This window comes from Marinobacter sp. LV10R510-11A, assembly GCF_900215155.1.
GTDB lineage: Bacteria > Pseudomonadota > Gammaproteobacteria > Pseudomonadales > Oleiphilaceae > Marinobacter.
In genome coordinates, this window is sequence record NZ_LT907980.1 from 2,954,276 (window position 1) to 2,980,666 (window position 26,391).

Annotated in this window: 29 protein-coding genes and 2 pseudogenes; 16 read left to right on the forward strand and 15 right to left on the reverse strand. The window is 54.6% G+C overall.

Annotated features, from left to right (window positions below; all coding sequences use genetic code 11):
- Positions 1-121 precede the first annotated feature (121 nt).
- Positions 122-1,267 carry an HD-GYP domain-containing protein gene (locus tag CPH80_RS14170; RefSeq protein ID WP_096278772.1) on the forward strand — a complete coding sequence of 382 codons (1,146 nt, stop codon included), beginning with the start codon at positions 122-124 and terminating at the stop codon, positions 1,265-1,267.
- 5 nt (positions 1,268-1,272) lie between these two features.
- Here the strand turns inward: CPH80_RS14170 and fghA are convergent, their stop codons facing one another.
- Positions 1,273-2,118, reverse strand: a complete 846-nt coding sequence (gene fghA, locus CPH80_RS14175; protein ID WP_096278774.1) for an S-formylglutathione hydrolase — start codon at positions 2,116-2,118, stop codon at positions 1,273-1,275.
- 93 nt (positions 2,119-2,211) lie between these two features.
- A complete protein-coding gene (locus CPH80_RS14180) occupies positions 2,212-2,535 on the reverse strand; it encodes a CBS domain-containing protein (RefSeq protein WP_096278776.1) in 324 nt (107 codons plus the stop codon).
- Positions 2,536-2,699: 164 nt separating this feature from the next.
- On the opposite strand from CPH80_RS14180, the gene CPH80_RS14185 reads away from it, so the two are divergent.
- Positions 2,700-4,061 carry an alanine/glycine:cation symporter family protein gene (locus CPH80_RS14185; RefSeq protein WP_096278778.1) on the forward strand — a complete coding sequence of 454 codons (1,362 nt, stop codon included), beginning with the start codon at positions 2,700-2,702 and terminating at the stop codon, positions 4,059-4,061.
- Positions 4,062-4,186: 125 nt separating this feature from the next.
- On the forward strand, positions 4,187-4,840 hold the full coding sequence (locus CPH80_RS14190; protein WP_096278780.1) for a peroxiredoxin: 654 nt from the start codon (positions 4,187-4,189) through the stop codon (positions 4,838-4,840).
- A gap of 134 nt (positions 4,841-4,974) precedes the next feature.
- On the opposite strand, the gene CPH80_RS14195 is transcribed toward CPH80_RS14190, so the two are convergent.
- The 5 genes from CPH80_RS14195 to CPH80_RS14215 all read right to left on the reverse strand — a co-directional run bounded on the left by CPH80_RS14195 (position 4,975) and on the right by CPH80_RS14215 (position 9,830).
- Positions 4,975-5,757, reverse strand: coding sequence for a MetQ/NlpA family ABC transporter substrate-binding protein (locus CPH80_RS14195; RefSeq protein ID WP_096278782.1), 783 nt, complete (start codon positions 5,755-5,757; stop codon positions 4,975-4,977).
- 41 nt (positions 5,758-5,798) lie between these two features.
- Positions 5,799-6,464 carry a methionine ABC transporter permease gene (locus CPH80_RS14200; RefSeq protein WP_096278784.1) on the reverse strand — a complete coding sequence of 222 codons (666 nt, stop codon included), beginning with the start codon at positions 6,462-6,464 and terminating at the stop codon, positions 5,799-5,801.
- Complete coding sequence (locus CPH80_RS14205) at positions 6,464-7,471, reverse strand: methionine ABC transporter ATP-binding protein (protein WP_096278786.1); 1,008 nt, start codon at positions 7,469-7,471, stop codon at positions 6,464-6,466. Before CPH80_RS14205 ends, CPH80_RS14200 begins: the two co-directional genes overlap by 1 nt.
- 112 nt (positions 7,472-7,583) lie before the next feature.
- Positions 7,584-8,216 carry a hypothetical protein gene (locus CPH80_RS14210; protein ID WP_096278788.1) on the reverse strand — a complete coding sequence of 211 codons (633 nt, stop codon included), beginning with the start codon at positions 8,214-8,216 and terminating at the stop codon, positions 7,584-7,586.
- Positions 8,217-8,327: 111 nt separating this feature from the next.
- Positions 8,328-9,830 (reverse strand): amidase, encoded by a 1,503-nt coding sequence (locus tag CPH80_RS14215; RefSeq protein ID WP_172898607.1) that lies wholly within the window; start codon positions 9,828-9,830, stop codon positions 8,328-8,330.
- Positions 9,831-9,882: 52 nt separating this feature from the next.
- Between CPH80_RS14215 and CPH80_RS14220 the strand changes: the two genes are divergently transcribed.
- Positions 9,883-11,028, forward strand: coding sequence for a transglycosylase SLT domain-containing protein (locus tag CPH80_RS14220; RefSeq protein ID WP_096278792.1), 1,146 nt, complete (start codon positions 9,883-9,885; stop codon positions 11,026-11,028).
- A gap of 26 nt (positions 11,029-11,054) precedes the next feature.
- Here CPH80_RS14220 and CPH80_RS14225 read toward each other — a convergent pair whose 3' ends face one another.
- Entirely contained in the window at positions 11,055-12,332 is a 1,278-nt protein-coding gene (locus CPH80_RS14225; RefSeq protein ID WP_227520169.1) for a cache domain-containing protein, read from the reverse strand.
- Positions 12,333-12,381: 49 nt separating this feature from the next.
- On the opposite strand from CPH80_RS14225, the gene CPH80_RS22565 reads away from it, so the two are divergent.
- From CPH80_RS22565 to CPH80_RS14245, 5 genes are all read left to right on the forward strand, one after another.
- Positions 12,382-12,552 (forward strand): hypothetical protein, encoded by a 171-nt coding sequence (locus CPH80_RS22565; RefSeq protein ID WP_227520170.1) that lies wholly within the window; start codon positions 12,382-12,384, stop codon positions 12,550-12,552.
- Between the two features lie 210 nt (positions 12,553-12,762).
- Positions 12,763-13,473, forward strand: coding sequence for a MotA/TolQ/ExbB proton channel family protein (locus tag CPH80_RS14230; protein ID WP_096278794.1), 711 nt, complete (start codon positions 12,763-12,765; stop codon positions 13,471-13,473).
- Complete coding sequence (locus CPH80_RS14235; RefSeq protein WP_096278796.1) at positions 13,460-13,855, forward strand: ExbD/TolR family protein; 396 nt, start codon at positions 13,460-13,462, stop codon at positions 13,853-13,855. The genes CPH80_RS14230 and CPH80_RS14235 overlap by 14 nt, the downstream gene beginning before the upstream one ends.
- The gene (locus CPH80_RS14240; protein ID WP_096278798.1) at positions 13,852-14,262 is read left to right on the forward strand and encodes an ExbD/TolR family protein; all 411 of its coding nucleotides are present in this window, start codon (positions 13,852-13,854) and stop codon (positions 14,260-14,262) included. The genes CPH80_RS14235 and CPH80_RS14240 overlap by 4 nt, the downstream gene beginning before the upstream one ends.
- Positions 14,259-14,951, forward strand: a complete 693-nt coding sequence (locus CPH80_RS14245; protein ID WP_227520171.1) for a TonB family protein — start codon at positions 14,259-14,261, stop codon at positions 14,949-14,951. Before CPH80_RS14240 ends, CPH80_RS14245 begins: the two co-directional genes overlap by 4 nt.
- A 58-nt stretch (positions 14,952-15,009) precedes the next feature.
- On the opposite strand, the gene CPH80_RS14250 is transcribed toward CPH80_RS14245, so the two are convergent.
- Together CPH80_RS14250 and CPH80_RS14255 are read right to left on the reverse strand one after the other, a co-directional pair.
- Complete coding sequence (locus tag CPH80_RS14250) at positions 15,010-15,915, reverse strand: nucleotidyl transferase AbiEii/AbiGii toxin family protein (RefSeq protein WP_096278800.1); 906 nt, start codon at positions 15,913-15,915, stop codon at positions 15,010-15,012.
- A 32-nt stretch (positions 15,916-15,947) separates the two neighbouring features.
- On the reverse strand, positions 15,948-16,568 hold the full coding sequence (locus CPH80_RS14255; protein ID WP_227520172.1) for a type IV toxin-antitoxin system AbiEi family antitoxin domain-containing protein: 621 nt from the start codon (positions 16,566-16,568) through the stop codon (positions 15,948-15,950).
- Between the two features lie 282 nt (positions 16,569-16,850).
- Here CPH80_RS14255 and CPH80_RS14260 point away from each other — a divergent pair, with 282 nt between their 5' ends.
- The 4 genes from CPH80_RS14260 (at position 16,851) to CPH80_RS14275 (ending at position 20,319) form a co-directional block, all read left to right on the forward strand.
- Positions 16,851-17,369 (forward strand): Hcp family type VI secretion system effector, encoded by a 519-nt coding sequence (locus tag CPH80_RS14260; protein WP_096278804.1) that lies wholly within the window; start codon positions 16,851-16,853, stop codon positions 17,367-17,369.
- 207 nt (positions 17,370-17,576) lie between these two features.
- A complete protein-coding gene (locus tag CPH80_RS14265; RefSeq protein ID WP_096278806.1) occupies positions 17,577-18,014 on the forward strand; it encodes a hypothetical protein in 438 nt (145 codons plus the stop codon).
- 186 nt (positions 18,015-18,200) lie between these two features.
- Complete coding sequence (locus tag CPH80_RS14270) at positions 18,201-18,857, forward strand: hypothetical protein (protein ID WP_227520173.1); 657 nt, start codon at positions 18,201-18,203, stop codon at positions 18,855-18,857.
- A 64-nt stretch (positions 18,858-18,921) separates the two neighbouring features.
- On the forward strand, positions 18,922-20,319 hold the full coding sequence (locus tag CPH80_RS14275) for a WS/DGAT/MGAT family O-acyltransferase (RefSeq protein WP_096278808.1): 1,398 nt from the start codon (positions 18,922-18,924) through the stop codon (positions 20,317-20,319).
- Here CPH80_RS14275 and CPH80_RS14280 read toward each other — a convergent pair.
- On the reverse strand, positions 20,312-20,719 hold the full coding sequence (locus CPH80_RS14280; protein ID WP_096278810.1) for an NINE protein: 408 nt from the start codon (positions 20,717-20,719) through the stop codon (positions 20,312-20,314). The two genes, CPH80_RS14275 and CPH80_RS14280, sit on opposite strands and share 8 nt — an antisense overlap.
- A 103-nt stretch (positions 20,720-20,822) precedes the next feature.
- Entirely contained in the window at positions 20,823-21,929 is a 1,107-nt protein-coding gene (locus tag CPH80_RS14285; protein WP_096278812.1) for a helix-turn-helix domain-containing protein, read from the reverse strand.
- 310 nt (positions 21,930-22,239) lie between these two features.
- Here CPH80_RS14285 and CPH80_RS14290 point away from each other — a divergent pair.
- A pseudogene (locus tag CPH80_RS14290) lies at positions 22,240-23,030 on the forward strand (metal-dependent hydrolase).
- On the opposite strand, the gene CPH80_RS14295 reads toward CPH80_RS14290, so the two are convergent.
- Entirely contained in the window at positions 22,987-23,787 is an 801-nt protein-coding gene (locus CPH80_RS14295) for a class II glutamine amidotransferase (protein WP_096278814.1), read from the reverse strand. The pseudogene CPH80_RS14290 and the gene CPH80_RS14295 sit on opposite strands and share 44 nt — an antisense overlap.
- A gap of 94 nt (positions 23,788-23,881) precedes the next feature.
- Positions 23,882-24,037, reverse strand: a pseudogene (locus CPH80_RS14300) (SDR family NAD(P)-dependent oxidoreductase); the annotation flags it as partial.
- Between the two features lie 201 nt (positions 24,038-24,238).
- On the opposite strand from CPH80_RS14300, the gene CPH80_RS14305 reads away from it, so the two are divergent.
- A complete protein-coding gene (locus CPH80_RS14305) occupies positions 24,239-24,697 on the forward strand; it encodes an NfeD family protein (RefSeq protein ID WP_096278816.1) in 459 nt (152 codons plus the stop codon).
- A 2-nt stretch (positions 24,698-24,699) separates the two neighbouring features.
- A complete protein-coding gene (locus CPH80_RS14310) occupies positions 24,700-25,734 on the forward strand; it encodes an SPFH domain-containing protein (RefSeq protein WP_096278818.1) in 1,035 nt (344 codons plus the stop codon).
- Positions 25,735-25,765: 31 nt separating this feature from the next.
- Here the strand turns inward: CPH80_RS14310 and yfbR are convergent, their stop codons facing one another.
- Positions 25,766-26,359: a 5'-deoxynucleotidase gene (yfbR, locus tag CPH80_RS14315; RefSeq protein WP_096278820.1), complete on the reverse strand. Its 594-nt coding sequence runs from the start codon at positions 26,357-26,359 to the stop codon at positions 25,766-25,768.
- Positions 26,360-26,391: the final 32 nt, after the last annotated feature.

A 26,391-nucleotide genomic window follows, 5' to 3' on the forward strand; every position in this document is an offset into this window, starting at 1 on the left:
TGAAAAAGACATGTTATCGACGCATTTGACCCTCAGTCGGGTAGCTCTGACAATTCAATTACCATTACTATAGTCGCAGCCGTATTAAAACCAGACCTGCTCTAAAGGGATCAAAGGGATTTTGAGTGAACTCGTTCGAATAGCCCCCGGCGCATTAACCATTGGCCGCCCGCTGCCATGGGAGGTGTTAGACGCCGACGGCAACGTGTTGCTGTGCCAGGGCTATGTGATACAGACAAATTCACAGCTCGAACAACTGTTTGAGCGCGGCCTTTTCAAACCACGGGTTATTGAGGCACCGCTGGAAGACGACGGGGCACTTGGTGATGAAGTGGGCTGCAACCCGTTTGCCCGTTACCCGGACTATCTTCACGCACTTGAAAAAGCTCTGGCCGCGATCGCCGCTGGCGAGCCAGAAGCTCGCAAGCATTTGCAGGATCTGGCTCACGCTCTGGAGCAGGCTTGCATACAGGCGCCGGATTCCAGCTTAGCGCTCATACACCTGTACTCCGTCGGACCGACCATCCACGAACAGATCATTTTTTACGCCATTCTCTGCCAGCTTATCGCCCGACAATTCGGGCTCGATGAGAAGCGTATCCCGATACTGACAGAAGCCGCACTGAGTGCAAATCTCGCCCTGGTGCCAATCGCCGACAAGCTTAACGCCTTCAACAAAATACTCAGCAGTGAGCAGAGAAACGTTATTCGCAAGCACCCACAACGGAGCATTCGCGCTCTGAACGCGGTGGGTATTGATAGCGACCTGTTGTTTACCATCATTGCGCAGCACCATGAGCAGGCAGACGGCAGCGGTTACCCGAATGGCCTGAGCGGTGCGGACATTCGGCCCGAGGCGGAAATCCTGGCGCTGGCCGAGCGCTACGTCGCCATGATCACAAAACGCGCTTATCGCAAGCGGATGAACGTAACAGCCGCGCGCAAACTGATAGCCAACCTGGCAGACGGAAACTTCCGGCCAGCCCTTCCCAAAGCCTTGCTCCAAGTTCTGGGCGAATACCCGCCAGGAACCTTGGTGCGGCTAGAAAACAACGAAGTTGGCGTAGTAACAGGCAGGCCAGTGCGGGCTCGCGGGCCTTTTGTGCGGGTTGTGTTCGATTCTTCGGGCAAAAGCGAGGCCTCCCACCGAGAGCGCGACACCAGCGCGCTGGACTTCAATGTCCAGGCAATAGAAGAGCCCGACATTATGCCATCCATGAACTTCAGCCAAATCTGGGGCTTCCCGGGCCAGCCCCAGATCGGGTGAACCGCTCAGCTCAGGCCCAAAGCCTTGGCATGGTGGTTTAGGTGGTCTTCAATAAACGAAGCGATAAAGAAGTAGCTGTGATCGTACCCATCGCGCATACGCAGATTAATGGGGTGGCTGTGTTTATCGCAAGCCTCTACCAACGCTTCAGGATTGAGCTGGCTTTCAAGGAAATCATCCGCCGTGCCCTGGTCTATTAGTAGGGGCAATCGCTCACTGGCTTGTGGGATAAGCAATGTGGCATCCCACTCTTCCCAGCTCGCCGTGTTGTCACCAAGGTAACCGCTGAACGCCTTCTCGCCCCAAGGGCATTTGGTGGGGTGGGCGACGGGGGCAAATGCAGAAACCGACGCATAGCGACCTGGATTGCGGAGTGCGCAGATCAGTGCGCCATGACCACCCATAGAGTGCCCGCTGACACTACGCTTGTCGGTTAGCGGCAGCTCGTTTTCAACCAACTGCGGCAACTCCTTCACCACATAGTCGTACATCCGATAGTGGGGCGCCCAAGGCTGCTGCGTGGCGTTGATATAAAATCCTGCTCCACTTCCGAAATCGTAGCTGTCATCTTCCCCCGGCAGGTTAATGCCGCGAGGGCTGGTATCCGGGCAAATAATTGCCATACCCAGCTCCGCTGCCTTTTTCTGAGCACCCGCCTTCTGCATGAAATTCTGGTCATTACAGGTCAGCCCCGACAGCCACCACAGGGCGGGCACTGTTTTCGGTTCTGGCCCCACCGCGGCCGGGGGCAGGTACACGGCAAATTCCATCGTGCACTCTAGAGTGGCAGACGTATGGCGATAGCGGCGATGCTCCCCGTCAAAACTAACGTTGGTGGATAAGAGTTCCATAGTGTCCTCTGTAGAATATGGATTGAGAGTGCGAATTGAGAGTGCCAATTGAAAGTGCGGTTTATGAGAGCACCGCTTAAGAGCACAGCTTAATCAGTCGTCGGCGCCCCTGCGCTTAGAAAGCTTAATCCCGCAACCAATGCGAGCCAGCTCCGCTAGCACAGCAGCGCGCGTAACTATGCCAATGAGTTTTCCGTGTTCCACTACAGGGTACACTTTCGGTTTGCCAGAACCGAGCTTCTGGGCAAGATCAACAATCGCTGTGCCAGGTGAAATCGACAAAGGCTCACGGAACATGACATCGTCAACAATAGGGTCTCCCTCACAGTGATAACCGCTCACCAACAGTGCGTGGATGCAATCCTGTTCAGAAACAAAGCCCAGCAAACGCCGATCCGCATCAACCACCGGCAGCACATGCCCACCGAAGCCCTACACTGTAAACATAGGCAATTAGCTCCAAATCCTCCAACTTTCCGAGCCTATAAGTTTACAGATTGCCATATTCGACTAAACTCAGTCAGTTATAACCCTTACGGGTACAACAAAAACATCAACTATGGCAAAAACAGGGGAACCCCATGGAAGCCATCGAAAACATTCTAGGGCAAATCAACAGTCTGGTCTGGGGCCCACCCATGCTGGTGCTAATTCTGGGTGTCGGCCTGTTTCTGAGCCTCGGCCTGAAACTGATGCCAATGCTCAAACTTGGCGCCGGCATACGCCTAATGTGGAGTGGCCGTAGCGCAACAGGTGCAGAATCGGATGGTGAAATTCCGCCATTCCAAGCGTTAATGACAGCGCTCGCGGCAACGGTGGGAACAGGTAACATCGCCGGTGTCGCGACCGCTGTTTTCCTCGGGGGCCCGGGCGCGTTGTTCTGGATGTGGCTAACCGCTCTGGTGGGCATGGCCACCAAGTACTCCGAAGCAGTACTCGCTGTACGCTTTCGCGAGGTAGATGAGCGCGGCGCCCACGTTGGCGGCCCCATGTATTATATTCGAAACGGTCTTGGCAAAAAATGGGCGTGGCTAGGTGTGTTGTTTGCCATTTTTGCCGCCATCGCAGGGTTTGGCATTGGCAACACCGTGCAAGCCAACTCGGTGGCAGACGTTATGGAAGCCACCTTTGGCCTGCCACACTGGATTTCCGGCATTATTCTGATGGTAATGGTAGGTTTGGTACTCATTGGCGGTATCCGCCGCATCGGTCAGGTAGCCAGCGCTCTGGTTCCTCTCATGGCTGTGTCGTATGTGATCACCGGCTTGGTTGTACTGGCACTGAACGTTGCTGATATCCCCGCCGCCTTTGCACTGATTTTCGAGCATGCCTTCAGCCCCATCGCCGCCGAAGGTGGCTTTGCCGGTGCTGCTGTTTGGGCCGCCATTCGGTTTGGTGTCGCCCGGGGTGTCTTTTCTAACGAGGCAGGCTTAGGTTCTGCCCCTATCGCCCATGCCGCCGCGCAAACCAAGAACCCGATCAATCAGGGCTTGGTGGCCATGCTGGGCACCTTTATCGACACCATCATTATTTGCACCATCACCGGTTTGGTTATCATCACTTCTGGTGTTTGGACATCCGGCGAATCTGGCGCCGCACTTACCTCCATGGCGTTTTCGAAGGCGCTGCCCGGGGTTGGTGATTATGTAGTGGCCATTGCTCTGGCGGTGTTTGCGTTCACTACCTTGCTGGGCTGGTCCTTCTACGGTGAACGCTGTGTCGAGTTTCTGTTCGGTGTGAAAGCCATCGTGCCTTATCGTGTGGTTTGGGTTCTCGCCATTCCTCTTGGCGCAACGGTAAATCTGGGCCTAATCTGGCTGGTGGCCGACACGTTGAACGCCATGATGGCACTGCCCAACCTGATCGCTCTTATCCTCCTCAGCCCAGTGGTATTCAAGCTGACCAAAGAGCACTTTGAACGGGAAAAGGCGGCGGGGGTGTGATTGACCCTTGCAATCCCATCATCCGGCACCAATGATTCTTGTATACACTCAGTGAATAGATCCGGCAGCCAAGCTGCCGGAATTTCAAGCAACATCAAGAGAAGTTGCACTAAAGGAGAGCGAATATGAGCTTACGTTTAGGGGATACCGCACCGGATTTCGAACAGGATTCCAGTGAAGGCAAAATTTCGTTCCACGAATGGCTAGGTAATGGCTGGGGCGTGCTGTTCTCTCACCCTGCAGACTTTACTCCAGTGTGCACAACGGAACTTGGCCTAACTGCGAAGCTTAAAGACGAGTTTGCACAGCGCAACGTAAAAGCCATCGCACTGAGCGTTGATCCCGTTGATTCCCACCACGAGTGGATCAAAGACATCAACGAAACCCAAGGCTGCGCAGTGAACTTCCCGATCATCGCCGACCACGATGGCAAGGTGGCTGAGCTGTACGACATGATTCACCCCAACGCCGACAGCACGCTTACCGTGCGCTCGCTGTTTGTGATTGATCCGAACAAAAAAGTTCGCCTAATCATCACATACCCAGCCAGCACCGGCCGTAACTTCAACGAAGTTATTCGGGTGATTGATTCCCTGCAGCTGACCGACAACCACAAAGTCGCCACCCCGGGCAACTGGGAGCGCGGCGGAGATGTCGTTATTGTGCCGTCACTTCAGGATGAAGACGAAATCAAGAAGCGTTTCCCGAAAGGCTATAAGGCGGTGAAATCCTACTTGCGGATGACACCGGACCCCACGGCTAACTGGAGCGGTGATTAATCACGAGCGCCCGGCACTGAATTTAGAAGGTACTGAGTGCAGAAGGTACTGAATGTAAAAGGCCGGGCAGCTTTCGCTACCCGGCCTTTTTTTGCCTACTTTTCAGATTATGCCCGGTATCACCCGGGCCCTAATCAGAATGCCGGAACAACAGCACCTTTATAGTTTTCCTTGATGAACTCGCGAACTTCGTCAGATTTCAACGCTTTCGCCAGCTTTTGCATAGCTTCGCTGTCTTTGTTATCAGGGCGCGCCACTAGAATATTCACGTACGGAGAGTCGGAGCCTTCGATGATCAGAGCATCTTCCGTCGGGTTCAGGCCTGCTTCCAACGCGTAGTTGGTGTTGATCAGCGCTACATCCACCTGATCAAGAATCCGGGGCAGTGTTGCCGCCTCCAGCTCTTTGAAGTCGAGATCTTTGGGGTTGTCAGCAATGTCGCGCGGGGTTGCGGTGATCTTGCTGCCTTCCTTCAACATGATCAGCCCGGCTTTTTGCAGGAGCAACAAGGCCCGGCCACCGTTGGTGGGGTCGTTTGGAATAGCGACAACGTCGCCCTTTTTCAGATCATCCAGAGAGTCGATCTTGTTGGAATAGGCGCCAAATGGCTCAACGTGAATGCCGGCAACGGTGACTAGGCTGGTGCCACGGCCGTCATTGAACTCGTCCAGGTACGGCTGGTGCTGGAAGAAGTTGGCGTCCATACGTTTCTGGTCGACTTGAACGTTCGGCTGGATATAGTCGGTAAACACCTTCACATCCAACTCCACGCCCTGTTCAGCCAGCTTCGGCTTCACAAATTCCAGCAGCTCGGCATGGGGTACAGGCGTTGCGGCTACAGACAGCTTTTCGGCGGATACCGCAGCAGAAAAAAAGGATGCGGCAGCTAGGGCTACCAAGGCTGTTTTAAACTTCATAAATGTACTCTCCTGTTAACTGATATTTACTTTGGATCAAATTACTTCCGGCTGAAATGCAGAACCAATCGATCACCAATCATCTGCAGCACCTGCACGAAAATCACCAGCAAGGCCACGGTAATCACCATTACATCGGTCTGAAAACGCTGGTAACCAAAACGAATCGCCAAGTCACCTAAGCCGCCACCACCGATAACGCCAGACATGGCGGCATAAGACACCAGCGTAATCGCGGTTACCGTAATACCCGCGATAATGCCCGGAAGCGCTTCTGGCAGCAAGGCACCGAAAACGATCTGCCGCACGCTGGCTCCCATGGCTTGCGTTGCTTCGATGATACCCCGGTCGACCTCCCGCAGGGATGTTTCCACCAGCCGGGCAAAGAACGGCGCACCGCCTGCAACCAGCGGCGGGATAGCACCCGCCACGCCGAGAGACGTACCAATAAGCATCACGGTAAACGGTATCATCACAATCAGCAGGATAATAAACGGCACGGAGCGTAATACGTTCACCACAAACGACAGCACTGCATAGGCGACCGGCTGCTCCAGCAGCTGGCGTTTACCCGTCAAAAACAGCAACACGCCTATCGGCAGGCCAGCCAGCACACTGAACAGCAGCGACATGCCGACCATTATCAGGGTATCCCAGCTCGCTATGCCAATCTCTGGCCAGTCCACATTACTCAGTAAGGCTTCCATCAGCGCAACACCTCCACGTGAACATCGGCCGCTTCTAGTGCGCCCATAGCCACCGCTAGATCGCCGCCTACCAAAGACAGCGTCAGCTGGCCGTAGGGCGTATCCTTGATGTGATCAATGCGGCCAGAGAGGATGCTGAAATCTACGCCGGAGGCGCGAGCTACGCTGCCCAACAGCGGCTGATAGGTGGATTCACCCTTGAACGTCAGGCGCAAAATACGGCCTTTGGCCTTTTGCAGATCTTCTTGCCGACTTTGGCTATCAACATTCTCGCTTTCAAACACGAATTCCCGGGTGGTGGGGTGCTGTGGGTGCAGGAATACGTCGCTAACCAACCCCATTTCCACCACACGGCCACCGTCCATCACGGCAACCCGGTCACACACACGGCGTACCACGTCCATCTCGTGGGTGATGAGTACAATGGTGAGGCCCAGCTCTTTATTAATCTCCGCCAGCAAGCGGAGCACAGACTGGGTGGTTTGCGGATCCAGTGCGCTAGTGGCTTCATCACACAGAAGAATCGTGGGCCTGCAGGCCAGTGCGCGGGCAATACCAACTCGCTGCTTTTGGCCACCGGATAACTGAGAAGGGTATTTATCGGCCTGATCCATAAGGCTAACGCGGGCCAGTAATTCCTGCACACGATCCCGAATTTCCGCTTTGGAATAAATGCCCGCAAGCTTCATCGGGAAGGCAATGTTGTCTGCGGCCGTTTTGGAGGACAGCAGGTTAAAGTGCTGGAAAATCATGCCGACTTTACGACGGAAGGCTCGCAGCTCTGCGGCGCTGTACTGGGTGATATTCTCGTTATCAACCAGAATATCGCCGTCAGTGGCTGGCTCCAGCAGGTTGATCAGGCGCACCAGGGTAGATTTCCCGGCCCCGGAATGCCCAACAATGCCGAACACCTCGCCGGTTTCAATGGTCATATCAGTAGGGTGGAGCGCGGGGATCGCCCGGCCGCCCACCTGATACGACTTCTGTACCTGGTTAAATACAATCACGGTCAGCGCCTTGTGGGTGCAGTATTAAAGCCGGCGATTATAGACTATTCGCTTGCCAAACCCGAATCCGGGTTTCCCCCACACACCTTAATACTGACCGCGACCGGCAAGCCTAGTGCATCGCTCGTAATTGCCGTGGATACAATGCCGCACTTACTTCGGGTTCTTCCAGAAGATCGGAAAGTTCAAGATCCACGTCACTCTCTTCACCATGCTCCGGTAGGGGCTCAAACAGTGTGCTGAGCCAGGATGCAATCGAAGGCTCTTCATCGCGCTTGTAATCCGTAGACAGCGCCTTGATACGGCGAAAGCCGATGATGCGCTGATGCTTCGGATCCCGGATCTGTTCAAATCCACGCCAGTACACGTGATCCCGGGTATGCAGTTGTACAAACAACGTGTCTATCGGCTCGTTTGATTCATGCTCGGCATCATCATCTGCCGAAGCCTCAAGAGCACCTTCTTTTGTATCGCTACTTTCTTCTGTTTTTTCCGTATTTTTATGGCGAATGGTTGTCCAGGCGGGGTACAGAACCGCCACGGCATCCGCTTCAACATGCTCGCGGGCAGCGCGGAGAATCAGTCCCCAGCGTGCCTTGTCGGCATCGGTTTCAAGTGAGTTGATGGGCAGGTCATAGCTTTGTTCGCTGGACAAAACAATCGCCATCATCGGGGCGTCTAGCTCCCCCATGGCTTCTGCCTGTGCTACTGATACCAGTTCGTCGATTGCCATCGGTTGGTTCATAATACGCTCGCCTCCTCGATGCCATCAGGATGTATCAGGAAGATGGTCTCCCTGACACACAGCATAGCCTGTTACGGGCACAAAGATAAACGTGGGGTTTCGATCAACGGATCACAAGCCTGCAGCGGGAAAAGCATTTTCAAGCCGCTCGTAATAGCCAAACCAGGGCGCAGCCTCTTCAAGCTGGGCCGCCAGTTGCAACAACACATCTTCACCACCATGGGGTGCGCCTAGTTGCACGCCTACGGGCAGCCCCTCGGCCGTCCAGTGCATGGGCACAGACATGGCCGGCGTTCCCGTGAGGTTGGCAAGCTGAGTGAACGGCGTGCGGGCAAGGCTCTCCATAGCCATCTGATCCACCTGGCCACTGCGGTGCAGCATTTTCCCGGCTTTAAGTGTCAGCATCAGTTTTGCCGCCAGTTTCAGGTGCCCCGGGGTCTCCAGCTCACCGATACGGGCCGGCAACTGGCCGGTTGTGGGGCAGAGGTAAAGATCGTATCCACTAAAAAATGCACCCAGAGCCCGGGCGAATTCATTCCACTGCTGGCGCCGAAGCACGTAGTCGGACAGTGGCATGGTATTACCCAACATACCCATCAGCCGGGTATCCAACTCAAAATCACTATCAGATGCACCAAGCTGCTCTTTGGCTTTCGCCATCATGGCGGACACTTCACCAAAATAAAGCCCAAGGTAGCAACTTGCCAGCGCCATGCCATCGAATTCCGGCCGGGCATACTCAACCTTGTGCCCCAGGTTTTCCAGAATCCGCGCCGTTTCCTCAACGGCTGCAACGCATTCGGGAGCCACCTCTGTGTCGTAAGGGGACGCGGTGAACACGCCAATTTTTAGGCTGCCGGGCGACTTTTGCATTAAATCAGCATAGGCGGCACCGGGGGCGGGAATAATAAATGGATCGCCAGAGGCAGGGCCACTGAGCACATCTAGCATGGCAGCACTGTCGCGTACGGTGCGGGTAACCACGTGGTCCGAAGACGCGCCAGTCCAGGTTTCGCCCATCAAGGGGCCGCTGGAGACGCGCCCGCGAGATGGCTTGAGCCCAAACAGCCCGTTGTAGGCTGCAGGTATGCGAATCGAGCCACCGCCATCGTTGGCGCCGGCCATAGGCACAATGCCCGCTGCGGCTGCGGCGCCAGAGCCGCCACTTGAGCCCCCGGGAGTGAGTTTGGTGTTCCAAGGGTTGCGGGAAGCCCCCCACAACTCGGATTCGGTAACTGCCTTAAGGCCGAATTCCGGCGTTGCGGTTCGCCCTAAAAACACCAACCCACCCGCACGGGCCCGACGCACAAACTCTGAATCTTGTGGCGCAATGTTATTTCTAAAACCGCGGCTACCGTAGGTGCACGGCCGGTCCGCCTGCTCCTGCGCGAGATCTTTGAGCAACAATGGGACACCGGCGAACACCCCTTGCTCAGGAAAACGCTGCGCCAGAGCTTCGGAAAACTGGGGAAAGCAGATGGCATTGAGGGAGCCGTTCACAGAGCTTGCCCGTTCCACTGCGGCCTCGCATACTTCTCTGGAGGTTACTTCGCCACGGCGTATTAAATCCGCCAGCGCGGTGGCGTCGTAACGAAGATACTCAGATTGCTTCATAATGGCGTCCATTTGTTATTGTGGTGCCCAGAATGCCACGGACACATCGTTTATGAACTCAAGATTTGCAAGCTTACGTCAGCTTGCCCTGATTTTCATCCTGACAACATTGGCGCAAGCACCTGTGCTCGCTGAAGAGGATCAGGCTGGGGGTGAAGGTGCTGACACCACCGGTTGGACTGCCATTGTGAGGAGCTCTCCTTACTGGGTCAGCCAGGGCGTTTACACGAACATTCTCACCATCCGTCGCTGGGTTCTGAAGGAATCCGGTTATTGCTCAAGCACCGACCGCCACATTCTGTTCGACATGCGCGGGCAGTTCTTGGGCTGGATCAGCAACGGCGACGACAGTGCAGAAACCCAAAAGCGCCTAAACGATACTCGCCAGTCGCTACACAAAAAAGGACTCACCGAGGAGTGGGTTGCCGGTGATGCAAACACCAAGGGCTATCCGTTCGCCTTGGCCTGTGACCAACCCCATGTAAACCTAGACCTTGCTGTTGGCCGCTATCTGGGCGCCCGTACCAAAGATCGTGTATGGGGTGCCTGGGACGACCTCTCTTTCGCAACCCGTGACCAGCCTGGCTCTCTGCACGATGCACTGATGTATATCGTGCAGCGCCGCAGCGAGCAAAACCGCTTTAAACTACCCGCCGTTTTGCCTAACTATCTGGCCGGACAAATTTTGATTGAAAGCGGCGGACAGGCACGAGCGCACTCACGAGCAGATGCCAAGGGCATTCTCCAGCTTTCACCCTCTGCTCTGAAAGATTGCCAAATCAAGCCACAAAACTATTGGCACCGGCTGGCGCAGATCGATTGCGCGTTACGCCTAATGCACCAGAATGCCCGCAACCTGCAGCCGGTCTTTGACGAGAGATTTGGCCACTTGCCAGAAAGCAAACGCGACGCGCTATTCTTACTCTTGCTGGTTCAGGCATACCACGGGGGCGCTGGCCGCGTTCAGGCGCTTTTGGATGACGAGATACTGGCTAAGCCAGCAGACTATTTTGCATCGAATCACGAGCGGTTTACCGCGGGCGACATCGCCTTTGGCATGGTGTTTCATAATTTAGGCCGAGACAGGCTGGGGCTGGCCTCACTGTATTACGTTGCCGACGTGCAACTGGCAACCGAGGCACTGTGTCGAACGGCCAAGCTCGAATCCACGGAGTTCTGCGCAGGAAAGCAGCCCTGACCCGATAAAGCCCTGGCGTGTTATCGCTATGGTGCAGGCATTACCACAACCCGGTTGCGGCCTTCGGATTTCGCAGCGTAGGTACCTTCGTCTGCCCGGGCGCCCACCTCTTTGGGTTCCTTGTCCGCAACAATCAGCTCAGTCATACCGATACTCGCCGTAACGCCAAACATTCGGCCGTTCTGTTCTACCTTGAGAGACTCAACACCGGCGCGGATACGCTCGGCAAGGGTCTTAGCCCGCACAACCGTAATGGTGCCCATAACCTTTTCTGGGGTTTCAAGAGACGCTGTCATTACCTGGCACCAAACCGGGGTGCTAGCATTCAGCCCCTGCAATCGCAAGCGGTCGCGGAATACGTCCTGCCGCTCAAGGGCTTGCTGCCAGCCATTAATAACAGCACCACGATCATCATCCGAGACACAGTCGAACAAATGCGTGCCGCTAAGGTCGGCCAGAGAGCTCATAACATCGTCGCGCTCGTCCATCACCATGTTGAATATATCTGCTACCTGGCGGATCTCCGAGCCACCGGAGCCACCCACGGGGTTGCTTCGCACACCCAAGTGACGTTCGTGTACTTGTTGCCCCAATTCGTGCAGCGGTGCCATCAAGCGCCGGAAGCGCCACAGGGCCAAGGGCACAATCAGCAAGATCACTGCCAACAGAATCCAAAGAAATGCGTCTTTCATGCGAGTAACGGGAGCATAGGCTTCACGGGCAGGCCAAACAGCTGCCACAAACCAGGGCATCTCAGACATTTGCTGCACCGACAAAATAACGGGATCACCGTCGCTATCGCGGCTCTGGGCGGTACCCTCAAAACCATCCATGGCGCTCTGAAGCATCGGGGTAATGCCCTTTAACGGCCGCATGACTTCGCCCGTGCGGCCATGAGCAAGCATGATGCCGTTGCGAGCTACGACGGCCAGATACCCGGTTTTACCAATGCGAATACCGGAAAATCCTTCCATAAGGTGCTTGCCCGCAAGCGAAATCGCACCCCCGAGCATCCCGATAAAACGCTTCTGGTGATCGAACACGGGCGCGGTCACCATCACTGCGGGTTTGCCTTCGTTGTTTGATCGGTAGGGTTCGCTAATAAACGGGATCAGTTGCCCGGAGGCCTGCTGGAAGTATGAACGGCTACTAACATCCATCCCGATCATATTCAAAGCCTCGGGGGACTCGGCAACAATGTTGCCTTTCGCATCGATCAGATAGAGGCCATCAAACAAGTGCTGCAATGCGGTCTGGCAGCGCATCAATACTTTCGCCCGCACCTGAAAAGCCGTCTCGCTCATAGTGAACCCTTGCGCGACATGGCTGAGTGCGTCGAGGCGCTGCGACAGCTTGTCGTCTAGCTCTCCTGCAACCAGCTGGGCAAATAGTGGTCACCTGATTTGCCGCCTGCTGTTCGAGCTCCGACCGGCTAATGAGCGTACCCGCGAATGCAACCAGCAGCGCTGTCAGAACAACGACACCCACTACCAGAAGCACCGCCCGGTTAACGAGGCTACCTAACCATCGACTAATCAGCACCGCAGAGCCACTCCGCACTGCAAGAATTCTATGTGAATGGTACAGCCTCCGTATTCGGTCATATCGTTCAAGAATGCGTTTAGCAACGACATGAATTCTATCAGAGCGTGGTGATGCAACAGCTTACATACTTGCAAACACAATGATAATCGTTATGATTTGTATCACACCTCAGTAAGAGCGATATCTCGCATGAGCGATTTCTTGGCACCCTTCAGCTCCACGCTGACAGATGGCCCCCTTAACCAACTGCTAGTCATGGGCGGCCCAGTGATGACGGTGCTGCTTGTAATGGCGGTTCTGGGCCTCGTCACGTTTATCTACCTGATACTCCTAGGCGCGCTTTATGCACCCAGGTTGTCCAGAAAACTTAAAAGCATTATTACGCTTTGGCAACAGAACCCCGCCGGCGTGAACCCACAAGTCATTCGTCAGCAGGCTAACCGTTGGGGAAAACTAAACCCTCTGCAAAATGTGGTAACCAACACCATTGAGTCACTGCAAAGCAATCAAGACAATCGACAGGTTCGCGAGACCGCTGCACGAGACGCACAGCAAGGCCTTGAACCCTTTGAAGCCCCCCTCAAAATCATTGAAGTGATCGCGGCCCTTGCACCTCTACTAGGCCTGCTAGGCACCGTTCTTGGCATGATGGAAGCCTTCAGCGCTATGGCTGCGACAGAAGGTCGCGCCAACGCATCGCAGCTAAGTGGCGGCATTTACGAGGCACTGACCACCACCGCGGCTGGCCTTGTGGTCGCCATTCCATTTGCCGCTCTGGCGGCCTGGATTGAGTTCCGGTTGCGGCGCATTCATAAGGTGGTTAACAGCACGTTGGTGTCTGTGCTTACCGTGACGCCGGAAGCCTCTTCCCAGCAGCATTTCGCCCATGCAACTGGTTGAACCCAGGCCCAGCCGGCCCGTTCCTATCCGTATCACACCACTGATTGATGTGGTGTTCATCCTGCTGGTGTTTTTTATGCTCACAAGCCGGCTGATGCCGGTGAATCATCTGGAGCTTGCCAACAGTACTGAAAGCCGCAGCACGGTAACAGGCGAACCTCTACCATTGCTGACGGTGGCCCAAGGGGGCGACGTAACATGGCAGGAACTTACTTTGCCTATCGGCCAGTTGCTACCGGAGCTCCGCAGTGCAGGCGTTTCTGAGGTCAACCTCACTACCGCACCAGATACCCAGCTTAGCCTGTTCACAGCCACTCTGGGTGAGCTGTCCCGCAACGGCATTCAAACCCATTGGAAACGTGCAACCGAAGAAGCTCCATGACCGAACTGATCCCACCGCCCTCCACCTCCGACAAGTCTTTGATGGAGCGAGTAGAAGATGCACTCCTGCCACTCATCAATCTGGTTTTCTTGCTCCTGATGTTTTTCATCGTGGCTGGCCAGCTTGCTGACGACCCCTTGCCCGACCTGCCGGCTACGCCTCCGAGTGCCGAGCAACAGTCGCCCCATGCCGATCTGTTAGTCAACGCTAGGGGCCATTGGCGAATAAGCGGCGAAACGCTGGATGCACAAACCCTGCTTCAGCGGCTGCCCGAACCAGATGCACAGAACCCACTAAGAATTGCCGCCGCCAGCAGCATTTCCATGGCCGACCTAGAAAGTCTTTTACGCACATTGGAAAAGGGCGGTTACGAGGAAATACTACTGCTTACGGAGCCTGACACGTGAAGGATACCGGAAGGCTTGCCCGTCTCGGACTACTGGTAATTGCCGTTGTATTGAGCGCGGGAATTCTCATGGCTGCCACGCCAGAGAAACCCATCGAGATCAACCAGCTAGGCAACGCCGCCGTCAATACAGCACCGGCTATCAAAATCTCGCTTGCGGGCAAGGCAGCGCCCGCGCCTGCAGAGAAGGCAAAGCCCGAACCTGTGCAGAAAGCCAAACCAAAGCCCGAGCCAGAGCCAGAAACGGTAGCGGAACCTGAGACGACCGAAGCAACACCCGAAGAACGAACGGATAATTCTCAACCAGAGGCTTCCGCCAGCGAGACGCCAGAGCCGGCGCCAGAAAACGGGGATTCCCAGTCGCAATCTTCAGTGCCATTGCAAAATGCTGGCAACCCCTCAGCGGTTGATGAGTACCTGGCAAAACTCAGCAGGCACCTTTCCCGGTTTTATAAATACCCCCGCCGTGCCCGCAGGCTGGGGCAGGAAGGTGCGCCGGTTATAACCTTCAAATTCCGCCGAGACGGCTCACTTATCGGCCACAGCCTGCGCACAAAATCCGGCCACTCCCTGCTGGATAAAGCGGCTCTTTCCATGCTTGAACAAGCTGCACCTCTACCTCCTGTACCGGATGATATGTCCGGCAGCACTTTCAGCTACGCACTGCCCGTCAGATTCAGCTTGCGCTGACATAGAGGGCGAAAACATAAGCGATAAGGCTCGCATGATGTTGCCTTTCGAAATAGAACTATTCATCAACCTGCCGAATCCATGGCCCGGGTGGGTACCATATTTTCTGCTCGGTCTCGGCAGACTTGTTCTCCATCACAGGAGCAAGGAATGTAACCACCGCAGCAACAATCGCCGAGAACGCCTGCGGCACATGCGGCTGGCCAAGACGCTTATGAAAGGCTTGCCATTGTGGCTGCTTGCTGTCCGTAAAAGCAGTAGAAAAGGGGCTAATTTGAGGGAGCTCGGTGCCCCGATTCTGAAAGGTTTGCCCCACGGCCCCAAACAGATCAAGCAACGTGAATACATGCTGGCGCGACAACAGCCAGATATCGTAAAAGTCTTTCATGCGGCTGTTCAGTTCGCCAAGATTAACCATCGCCTGAAACTTCTCGGCAATCGAAGATTCCGGGGTGTAGCACTGGATTCTGGCAGAGGGAAAATCCAGTAACGCTGGAAAGTCTTGCCAGGAGGGTAATGGAAAGACCGTGTCGCCAAAGCCGATATCCAGCTGCATGGGAACTCGCGCCTTATCAAGTGTTCCAGTGAACGTCACCCTCAACCCTTGATAATCGGCATCTGCAGTAATCAACTCAGCTTTCAGCGTATTCGGATCAAAGCTCAGGCCATCATCAACGACTTTGGTAGCAATCACCTCACGGACTTGAGCCAAAATAGCCCTAGGCTCATTACTGGTCTGGCCCAACATATCAATGTCTCGGGTGGGACGGCTATTTGGCCCCTGTATAACCCAAAGCATCAGCGCTCCCTTGAGCGTAAAGCAACGGTTATGGGTTGACTGGCTCAGTCGGTATAAAAACCGCTCCATGGCAAAGTATTGAAGCAATTCCTGAAAGGGACGCTTTTCCTCTTGGGATTTATTCAGCAGTTTCTGTCGCACAGAGGCGGCGATATTCTTGGCCACGGTGATCTCCTTTCACGTTAGGCTAATTCCGTTTACAGTTTGGCTTCCACATACGGGGCCATCACATTGGCGACTCTGCAGATTCGGGCGTATTCCATCAGCTTGCCTGGCCTAAAAATTTTGCGGGTACGATATAGCTCGAGAGCTTCCAGCACTACATCCATTCCAATGTGATTACGGAACTTGAAGCAGTCCGCCAGAGTTTTCTCCGGACTGTAAACCTGCAAAGTGATGCCATCGACCTCCGCCTGCTCAATACCTTCACGGAAGGCCTGACCCGAAAACCGGTAGCCGGCCACTGGAGGATAATCAAGAACCGGCAAACGGGCACCCCGCTCTACCGCGAGGTGAACCTCATGGGGAATTTGTGTGGTGATGCCATGCCAGTCCAATGCGGATATCAGGCACAGCACCGCATGGGGAAAACGAGTGGCGACTGTCACCAGATCCGGATTCTGTATCAGGGGTAGATCTGCCAGCCGGTAGAGTCCACGACTAACCTGCTTAATCTGCCCCTCATCCCGAAGCTGGTAGAACTGGTAACGGCTAACACCCTGCGCCAGCGCCTCGCTCATACGGAGTTGGCCGCCGTGCTGTCGGAACAAAACTTGGAGCTGTGCCCGGAAGTTATGGGCGAAGCCTGAGTCAGACAAACTGTCACCACTTATCAACATGTGGTGACAGTTTGTCTGGTTATGGAGAGCAATTCAAGCGATTGCGCTGACATCCACTGCCCGGGCAAATTTTCGCTCGGCCAGCAATTCCTCGCTCAAAACCCGGGCACAAGCTTGCCCGCCGCGGCCAAACATTGTCATAAATACTCTTTACTTATTGTTTTATATGATCTTTATGAATCTGGCACGGGCTTTGTATATATCTTGTCGTCCAGGGAAGACCCAAGGACATTTACTCATTCAAACGTCACGGAGCAGACTATGCCAACTCCTTGTTATATCTCTATCGAAGGCAAGACCCAGGGTAACATCACCGCTGGTGCATTCACTTCCGATTCCGTAGGCAACATCTACGTTGAAGGCCACGAAGACGAAGTGCTGGTTCAAGAATTCAGCCACGTTGTCACCGTACCTACAGATCCCCAGTCCGGTCAGCCTTCCGGTCAGCGTGTACACAAGCCGTTCAAATTCACATCGGCACTGAACAAATCCACACCGCTGATGTACAACTCTCTGGCTTCGGGCGAAATGCTGCCAAAGGTTGAGCTGAAGTGGTACCGCACTTCTGTAGAAGGTAAGCAGGAGCATTTCTTCTCTACCATCCTAGAAGATGCCACCATCATCGACATCAGCTGCAACATGCCACACTGCCAAGACACCGCCAGTGCTGACTTCACGCAGCTGGTTACCGTTTCCGTGTCCTATCGCAAAGTAACCTGGGAACACACTGTTGCCGGTACTTCCGGTGCAGACGACTGGCGTTCGCCAATCGAGGCGTAAGACTCACCGCCTTGATGTCAAAGAGAGGGGGGCTGAGGCCCCTCTTTTTTCATTCCATCTATCAAAGGGAAATTGGTAGTGAGCACCTGGAGCGCCATTCGCCCGAGGCTCGGTCAAAATCAGCCTTACCTGCAAATTGACTCGTGGGTTACAATTTAGGAGCCCACTGGAAGCCTCTCTCGGATAAGACAAGGACGCCTGAAACAAATGAAGCTCATTGCAACCGTCATACTCATTTTGATTCTCTCCGGCTGTGCATCGACCCAGCCAATATCGTTTTCACCCAGTCAAGATTACGCGGTGTCGGTTCAATCATCTTTATTTGATGCTGTGCGTATCGACGAGAACGACACATCCCTCTTTCGCAACGGAAAAGCCATCGGATTCATTAGGGTTGAACCCGTACCCGAAAATGTTGCTTCAACATCCGACTTTCTGAGCAAACTCAGATCCGACTCTGAATCAGAGACCGTTGAAACAAAATCGCTGAGCTTTTCATCAGGGTTCAGAGGATTTTCAGCAAAGTATCGTAACTACGTGACCGGCTATCTATTCAGTGAGGAGAACCCTGACTCAATCCTTATTTTCAGCTTTCCGGAAGATGATTTTGATAAAATTGCTGGGACGGTCTCGTCCGGCATTTAATGGCCTAAATTCAGACATACTGTCACCATTTATTCTCATCTGGCGACGTTTTGTCTGACTCAATACCAAGAATCAAGTAAGTTGGTCGCTAAACTTGTCGAACTCTACTTCTCAGATTATGAGGTTTGCAGCTCGTTAATTGCTATGAATGACCCTAAATATCAAGCCCGTAGGCTCGGCGAACTGATGTGCGAAGTTACGCAAAGCACTCTCTGGCAACCGGCAGCCGCCTGGGTCAAAAACCGCGTTCCCAGCAGCACCCTGGTATGCCGAGTCGGTTCTGGTCAGGCCACCTATCATCGCTTTGATCCGCAGTACAAACAGCATCAGATTACCTATGGCCTTCGTATGATTCAGGCCAAACACCAGCCAAATACGGCCAGTGGCTGGCTCTCCAGCCGGGAGATCCTGAAGCGGGGTTATTTCGACGGTGAGCTGAGCACACTAAACTTATTGGCGCACACCTGCTGCCACGAGTTCGCGCATCTGCTGCAACACAGTGCTGGGCAACGATTTCGTGGCTCGGTTCACAACCGACATTTCTACACGATTCTTGATGAACTGCATGAAAATGGCGGAGCAAACGCCGTGCGAGAAGAGCTGGCAGAACGTGCGGGGCAAATCGGAATGCCATTGCCTGAGCAGACCTTTGAGTTACCGAACCCAAGCCAACAGCGGGCAGGCTGGAATGTGGGTGAAGCAGTGTGTTTTGATCACGGCCTGCGGGATTTTCAGGGCGAGATTGTAAGAGTCAATCGCAAGACCTGCACCGTGCATGGCACAGGTAAATCCCGGGGCACACGTTACCGAGTGCCAATGCAAATGCTGCGGCGCGCAACGTGAAAACGCTGCTACTCTCAATGCATGGATTAAGATCAGCAGAACACCCATAAAAAGGACGCCGACCGTGAAGCCTCTCAGCCCCACCGATCAGCTTTTCCTCTGGTTGGAGAAGCGCCAGCAACCCATGCATGTGGGCGGGCTGCAGATTTTTTCGTTTCCCGACGATGCACCTGATGATTATGTGGCCAGGCTTGCCGCGCAACTTCGAAACGATACTGAGGTGACGGCGCCATTTAACCGGCGCCTGGACAGCCGGCTGGCGCAGCCTGTCTGGGTGCAGGACAAGCATCTGGATCTAGAACATCACTTCCGCTTTGAGGCCCTGCCCACGCCCGGCCGAATCCGTGAATTGCTTGGTTTTGTCTCTGCGGAACACTCACACCTTATGGATCGGGAACGGCCGCTTTGGGAGTTTCATCTCATAGAGGGGCTGGGCGAAAGGCAATTTGCAGTTTATATCAAGATACACCACTCCCTGATGGATGGCATTTCTGCCATGCGGATGACTCAAAGGATGCTGTCTACCAATCCTTCAAAGCGCAATATGCCACCGATCTGGGACTTATCGGTACGACCACGGCGGGATGAGGACAGCAGCGGCCCTTCGCTATGGAGCAGTATTAGTCATTTTCTGGGAGCATCGGGAAAACAACTGGGTACGGTGCCGACCGTGGCGCGTGAGCTGTTGCGCACGGTTAACACCGCCCGCAAAGACCCGGCCTACAACTCCGTCTTTCAAGCGCCGCGCAGTATTCTGAACCAGAAAATTACCGGCTCCCGGCGTTTTGCCGCCCAGTCGTATTGTCTGAAACGGATAAAAGCGGTTTGCCATGCGTATAGCGCCACCGTAAACGACGTGGTCACGGCCATGTGCGCCAGCGCTCTGCGCACCTACCTCATGAATCAGGATGCGCTGCCAGATAAACCATTGATCGCTATGGTTCCGGTATCGCTGCGTAAGTATGAGAGCTCTGCCGGCGATAAAGCGGAAAACAACCAGGCCGAAGGCAATCAAGTGGGCGTTATTCTGGCCAACCTGTATACAGATGAGAGCGACGCAGGCACGCGACTGCGGAAGATTCACCAAGGCATTCAGGAAGCGAAAGAACGCTACTCTCGAATGTCGCCCGAAGAAATCGTCAATTACACCGCCTTGACGCTGGCGCCAGCGGCGTTTCACCTGCTGACCGGCATGGCTCCAAAATGGCAGACATTCAACGTGGTGATTTCCAACGTGCCCGGACCCAAAAAGACCTGTTACTGGAACGGTGCCAAACTTGAGGGCATGTACCCCGTGTCCATCGCCATGGATCGATTAGGTCTGAACATGACACTGACCAGTTACAACGATCAGGTGGAGTTCGGGCTGATCGGTTGTCGCCGCACGCTACCAAGCCTCCAGCGGATGCTGGATTACTTGGAAGATGGGCTGGTAGAGCTGGAGCAGGGTGCAATCAGCTAAATGTTACTTCCCGGTTACGCTCGGAAATTTGGTCATTCAGCGTCCAAAAATCGTAAAGAATACCCATCAGGAACAAGCCACCGGTCAGCAGATAAATAATCCCGGTGATCCACTTGCCCATATACATCCTGTGCAAGCCAAAAACGCCGGTAAAGGTCAGTAGCAACCAACCAATGCTGTAATTGACCTCGCCCTCACGAAACCGGCTGTCTGCTTCCTCATCCATGGACGGAATCAAGAACAGATCGATAATCCAGCCGATGAAAAACAAACCAAAGGTAAAAAACCAGATCGTTCCCGTAATCGGTTTTCCGTAGTAAAAACGATGGGAACCAAGAAACCCAAAGATCCAGATAAGGTATCCGAGCAGCATGTTGTGAGTATTCTGTCGATTAGCCATAAAACGTTCCGATAACGATTAAATTCGAAGGTTTTTTTAATATGGGGCCAGTGCTTTGGTTCCACAAGGTCTGCTAGTAAGGTGCCGGGCCGGAGGGTTGTATTTATGGCCCTACTTCCGGAGCCGGATCAGGCCCTCCTTCGCGGAACTCACTGGCCGATTTACCGGTCCACTTTCTGAAAGCACGGCTGAAGTTTGAAAGGTCGCCATAACCCAGCTCATAGCCAATCTCGCTTACCGATTGATTGGTATAGCGCAGCAACTGAATCGCACGGTCTTTTAGAACGGCCTCTACAATTTCACGGTAACTGGTTTCTTTCTCCGCCAGCCGGCGCTTTAACGTTCGAGAAGACACGCAAAAACGCTCTGCCATGGCTTCCAGCGAGGGCAAAGGCCCGGGCATCATGCGCAGCATATTGCGCACAGCCATCGCGAGGTCGCCTTGCTCCTTCAGAGCTTTCTGCAGCTCGAACTCACACTCGTCGCGGGCCATCTGGGAGGCCTCGGCATCTGCCAGCCGCATACGCACGTCCAGCAACGCTTTCGGGAGCATCAGCAGTTCATCGGGCTGGTCATACTCGAACCGCACCGGTAGCTGATCCGCAAACTGGCGGTAATAAGCTGGTTCTGGCCCGCCAAGGCGTACGGTTACGCCCGGCAGTTTGCCGTCCGCAAGGCCAAATCCGCGTTTTTCCGCATCGCTGCGATCTAGTAACTGTTCGGTAAGCAGAATAAGGGTCGCGCTGACTGTTTCTGCCAAAAACAGATAGAGGCCCGGTGCGTCAATCTCAGTACGCAGCTTAACCAGTACATGATCATCAGTTTCGGACTGGCTCATGCTCAGAAAAGGCGCCCGCAACTGAAGATAACGGCGCACAGAATCTAGGGAACCGGCAAACGTAGGGCTGGTTAGCGCAGCAAATCCAAGAGTGCCGTGAATGGTTACCCGCAGCTCCCGGGCAAGCATAAAGCTCAAGCCGTCTTTACCCGCCAGAGCCAGCGCACGCTCGGCCATAATCATGGCATCAGTAACGAACACCCGGCTGTCGTTGGCTTTCAGATCTTCCGGGCCAAAATTCAGGCCCTCGTAAAGCAACCTGTCATTGTGACCAAGCTGCCTGACAGTCTCAGCCATCACCCGCATGTACACGCCCGGCACCAGGAATAAACCCAGCATCTGCCGTTCTTTTTCCGATCGGGTGATCGCCATAGGTTTCCCTGATTGCCTGAGTGAAAGCCTCAAAACGACTCTAGCAGAAGCCCTCAGCCACTACAGTGGGGCGAGTTGCACCCGGGCCCGCGTCGCGTTGGCCAACTTTTCTGCCGCTTTGTCCCATTTAGAATGGTGGCCGTCCCGTTTTCGCATTCATCCCAACGCTGGACTCCGACACACTGAAGCCATGACATCAGCCCATGTGAGGAGTAGACCCATGCTGAATACAAAAACCACCGAAAAACACGCTACAGCAGCCAGTCGGGCATCAAAAACCCCGGATAGCGTCCACATCAAAGCCCAGCGCATGGGGTTTGAGTTTAACGAAAAAGTGCCCCAGTACTGGCTGGAGAACAGCCATTTCCTAAGCCACACCATGAATGCACTGTCGGTGCTTTTCCCACAAGGCGAGCAATTTTTTGTGGATTCGGTGCGGGCCTTTCAAGGTCAGATCAGCGATCCCAAGCTGAAAGCCGACGTGCGGCGTTTTATTGGACAGGAAGCCATGCACTCCCTGGAGCATATCGCCATAAACCAGCATATACGGGATCAGGGCATGCCAGTTGAAGGTATGGAAAAGCATCTAACTGTTGTTTTAGGTATAGCCAAAAAGCTACCAAAGCGTCACCAGCTGGCGATTACCTGCGCCTGGAACACATGACGGCCATGATGGCGGATATGCTTCTGGAGCGCGACGATGTGCGTGAAGGCATGCATGAGAGCATGCGCCCGCTCTGGGCATGGCACGCCATTGAGGAAACCGAGCACAAGGCGGTGGCTTACGATGTGTTTCAGCAGGCCGGAGGCACCTACGTTGAACGAACCTTCTATCTGGCCTTCAGTACGGCGGCTCTGGGTGTTATGAGCACTTATTTCACCTGCCGGATGATGCTGAATGATGCCAAACGCTTTTCCATTGCCGATACCGCCGGCGGCCTATGGCGTCTGCGGGGAAAGAACGGCACCTTCTCCAGCCTGATCCCGAATTGGCTCAGCTACTTTAAGCCGGGCTACCACCCTTGGGATCATGACAACAGCGAGCTGATCGCACGTTTTAAAACTGAGATCCAGGCCCACATTGCACCGCGATACCTTTAGCCTCCACAATACCCTTGCGCCACAACCGCCACTCGCCTGGCTGGTAGATATCCCATTCTTCATCGCTTGTCAGCGGCTCGGTTACGATCACGCTTACGACGTCGTTCGGCGTGGTTTCCGACTCAAAGTCCACAATAACGTCTGCGTCTTTCAGCCTTGCCGGGCCGAAGGGCGCACGGCGGGTAATACTGGCCATTTTGGTGGTGCAGTAGGTGAACAGCCAATCGCCGTTGCTCAGCAGAAGATTGAAAATGCCCTGGCCCGCATAGGCCTTTGAAAGCTGAACCAAGCGTTCTGTAATAGCTTCTACCGCGTCATTGCGATCACAGTGGTTGCGCAGGTGGTTGAGGATATCGCAGAACAGCGCCTCGCTGTCTGTGCCGCCTACGGGCTCGTAAAACCCCAGCGATGGCCGGAACTCAGAAAGCTGCCCGTTATGGGCAAACACCCAGTACCGGCCCCAGAGTTCCCGTATAAACGGATGGGTATTGGCCAGGCAGATTTCGCCCACATTGGCCTGGCGAATATGGCAGATCGCCACTTCGCTTTTGATAGGGTGAGTCTGAACCACTTCGGCAATGCGCGAGTTGGCACTGGCATCCACATCGTGGAACGCCCGCACGCCCTTGCCCTCGTAAAAAGCCACACCCCAGCCGTCCTTGTGGGGGCCGGTGTCGCCGCCTCTGCGGGTCAGCCCGGTAAAGCTGAAGCAGAGATCAGTGGGTGTATTGGCGCTCATGGCCAGTAGTTCGCACATAAAACGAGACAGCTCCTTGCAGGGTCTGGAATTCTACCGCAAGAATACCGGAATTGAGCGGGCAGGCTAGTGTCAGCTATATAAATTCTTGCGGGAAAACCGCGTCCCTATCGCCTACGTCTAGCTTATAGGTTTTAACATCCGAGATCGCCAGCCTACAACCGCGCACGGCCAGCGCTTGCGCGAGAGCTCGCCCGATACCAGAACCCGCTCCGGTAACAACAACCACTTTGTTTTTCAGATCTTTCATGGCCATAGGCCTCTTGTTGTGTGTTGTGCTAGTTAAAGCAGATACTCTAACAACTGCACCTGCACCGCATATGGCTATGAATGCCTGTCTTGCCGACACCTGGGCCACTCTGACTCGGCCCGGGCTTTTCGGTACAATCCCCAATCTCCGCAGGCCTTGGTCTTGCGGATTTCTTAAACCCTGAACCTGCGGATTTTCTGTATGGAATGGAGTCTTACGCATTTTTGGCTGATTCTAGCCCTCGTGCTGGGCCTAGCTGAACTGACATCCGGCGTGCTTGTGCTGCTAACGCTGGCTATTGCTGCCGCTCTTACCGCAGTACTGGCCTTCGTCGGTATGTCATTCGAGTGGCAGCTTGTCGGCATGGGCGTGTTCTCGGGTCTGATGGTGCCCATCGCTATCCGCTGGATCCGCCCATGCTTTTCCCCAAAAGGGGTGGCATATGGAACCACTGGTACAGGCGTCGAGCAAGGTAAGCGCTATCACACACTGAAGCGAGATTTCGACGGCGCTACAGGTATCAAAGTCAACGGCGACTTTTATCGCTTGAGAGACGACAATACCGGGGCTACCGATTTCCCTGCGGGAACCGACGTCATTTTCAGAAAATTTGATGGCACCACTGCCATTATCCAAGCAGTCACACTCAAGGAACAGTAAGCATGGAATCGTTTATTACACCGGGGCTAATCATCAGCCTGATTGTTGTCGCCATCGGCATCTTCATCATCGCCAAAGGGCTAGTAATCATCCGACAGTCGGAAGTTATGGTCATTGAACGCCTGGGTTCGTTCAACCGCGTTCTGGAAAGCGGCGTGAACATCATCATCCCCTTTGTCGAGCGGCCCCGCCCCATCACCATGATCCGCTACATGCGCATGGGCGAGGAATACCACCCGATGACCACCGATGAAATTCGCATCGACCGCAGGGAAACGGTGATGGACTTCCCGGGGCAGCCGGTGGTGACCACCGATAACGTGACCGTGAAAATCAACGGTGCTCTGTACTACCAGATCATTGACCCCCGCCGTGCCGTTTACGAAGTGGCCAATATGAGCCAGGCCGTTGAAGTGCTCGCCAAAACCACTCTGCGTTCGGTGGTCGGCAAAATGGAGCTGGATAAACTGTTTGAATCCCGCGCCGAGGTGAATAACGCCATTCAGGCCGAAATGGAAGACGCGGCCTCCAAGTGGGGTGTAAAACTCACCCGGGTGGAAGTTCAAGACATCAACATGCCCGAAGAAGTAGAAGACGCCATGCGCCTTCAGATGGCCGCTGAGCGTAAGCGCCGGGCCACGGTAACTGAGGCCGAGGGTGAGAAAACAGCCGCTATTGCCAAGGCACAAGGCCAGCGCGAATCTTCCATCCTCAACGCTGAAGGCGACAGAGAATCCGCCATTTTGCGTGCACAGGGCGAGCAAGAATCCATTCGTCTGGTGCTGAGTGCGTTAGGTGATACCGAAGACAACAAGCAGACGGTTATCGGCTACCTGCTGGGGCAAAGCTACATCAAGGTATTGCCGAATATGGCGAAAGACGGCGAGCGGGTGTTTGTACCCTACGAGTCTTCTGCTCTGCTGGGTTCCATGGGCATGTTCCGAGAACTGGCCGGCAGCCCCGAAGATGCGGTGCGCCAATCGCTGCAGAAAGACGGCCTGCGCGGCGGCTTGGTAGGCGGCGCCAGCCACGCTTAACCCTCACGAACGCACGGACAACCTCCTGGGATCAGCCCAGCAGGTTGTCCAGCGGTTGTTCATAGCTGGGTGCGAACACTTCCATAAAGTAGGTCACTTCCGGTAACCCCTCCTGCACGAGCTTTTGTCGAATCTGCTTCTCAGCTGGTTCAAACTCCCGGTTACCCGCACGCACTTCTGCCTGACATTTCAGCCAGGCTGACAGCCGATCTGCCGCCTTGATCAACTCGCGATCTTCCGCCGGCTGCTGGGATTCCCGAAGATACGGTGAAAAATCCTCTCGCAAATCCGCCGGCAGCAGAGCCAGTAGTTCCGCCTCGGCTTTGTGCTCAATGTCGCCAAAGGCCTCCCTCATGACCTTGGAGTGGTACTTTATGGGCGTGGGCATATCCCCCGTTATCACTTCGGTTGCATCGTGGTACAGCGCTGCAGCGGCGATTCTGTCGGCATTCACCTGTCCGTTGAAGTGCCGGTTACGAATTAGCGCTAAGGCGTGGGCCAAAGTGGCCACTTCCCAGGAATGGGTTGCTACGTTTTCTTCAATCGCATTACGCATCAACCCCCAGCGTTTGATCCAGCGCAGGCGGGAAACGTAAGCAAAAAAATGACTCAGGGCCTGTGGCACGCGTTTTAATCCTTTGTGACTTCTTGGTGTAA

Excerpts from the sequence above, each read along its gene's own strand:
- fghA (WP_096278774.1), bottom strand. The coding sequence starts at position 2,118 with ATGGAACTCTTATCCACCAACGTTAGTTTTGACGGGGAGCATCGCCGC.
- CPH80_RS14185 (WP_096278778.1), top strand. The coding sequence starts at position 2,700 with ATGGAAGCCATCGAAAACATTCTAGGGCAAATCAACAGTCTGGTCTGG.
- CPH80_RS14190 (WP_096278780.1), top strand. The coding sequence starts at position 4,187 with ATGAGCTTACGTTTAGGGGATACCGCACCGGATTTCGAACAGGATTCC.
- CPH80_RS14195 (WP_096278782.1), bottom strand. The coding sequence starts at position 5,757 with ATGAAGTTTAAAACAGCCTTGGTAGCCCTAGCTGCCGCATCCTTTTTT.
- CPH80_RS14200 (WP_096278784.1), bottom strand. The coding sequence starts at position 6,464 with ATGGAAGCCTTACTGAGTAATGTGGACTGGCCAGAGATTGGCATAGCG.
- CPH80_RS14210 (WP_096278788.1), bottom strand. The coding sequence starts at position 8,216 with ATGAACCAACCGATGGCAATCGACGAACTGGTATCAGTAGCACAGGCA.
- CPH80_RS14215 (WP_172898607.1), bottom strand. The coding sequence starts at position 9,830 with ATGAAGCAATCTGAGTATCTTCGTTACGACGCCACCGCGCTGGCGGAT.
- CPH80_RS14220 (WP_096278792.1), top strand. The coding sequence starts at position 9,883 with ATGAACTCAAGATTTGCAAGCTTACGTCAGCTTGCCCTGATTTTCATC.
- CPH80_RS14225 (WP_227520169.1), bottom strand. The coding sequence starts at position 12,332 with ATGAGCGAGACGGCTTTTCAGGTGCGGGCGAAAGTATTGATGCGCTGC.
- CPH80_RS14230 (WP_096278794.1), top strand. The coding sequence starts at position 12,763 with ATGAGCGATTTCTTGGCACCCTTCAGCTCCACGCTGACAGATGGCCCC.
- CPH80_RS14235 (WP_096278796.1), top strand. The coding sequence starts at position 13,460 with ATGCAACTGGTTGAACCCAGGCCCAGCCGGCCCGTTCCTATCCGTATC.
- CPH80_RS14240 (WP_096278798.1), top strand. The coding sequence starts at position 13,852 with ATGACCGAACTGATCCCACCGCCCTCCACCTCCGACAAGTCTTTGATG.
- CPH80_RS14260 (WP_096278804.1), top strand. The coding sequence starts at position 16,851 with ATGCCAACTCCTTGTTATATCTCTATCGAAGGCAAGACCCAGGGTAAC.
- CPH80_RS14265 (WP_096278806.1), top strand. The coding sequence starts at position 17,577 with ATGAAGCTCATTGCAACCGTCATACTCATTTTGATTCTCTCCGGCTGT.
- CPH80_RS14270 (WP_227520173.1), top strand. The coding sequence starts at position 18,201 with ATGTGCGAAGTTACGCAAAGCACTCTCTGGCAACCGGCAGCCGCCTGG.
- CPH80_RS14280 (WP_096278810.1), bottom strand. The coding sequence starts at position 20,719 with ATGGCTAATCGACAGAATACTCACAACATGCTGCTCGGATACCTTATC.
- CPH80_RS14285 (WP_096278812.1), bottom strand. The coding sequence starts at position 21,929 with ATGGCGATCACCCGATCGGAAAAAGAACGGCAGATGCTGGGTTTATTC.
- CPH80_RS14295 (WP_096278814.1), bottom strand. The coding sequence starts at position 23,787 with ATGTGCGAACTACTGGCCATGAGCGCCAATACACCCACTGATCTCTGC.
- CPH80_RS14305 (WP_096278816.1), top strand. The coding sequence starts at position 24,239 with ATGGAATGGAGTCTTACGCATTTTTGGCTGATTCTAGCCCTCGTGCTG.
- CPH80_RS14310 (WP_096278818.1), top strand. The coding sequence starts at position 24,700 with ATGGAATCGTTTATTACACCGGGGCTAATCATCAGCCTGATTGTTGTC.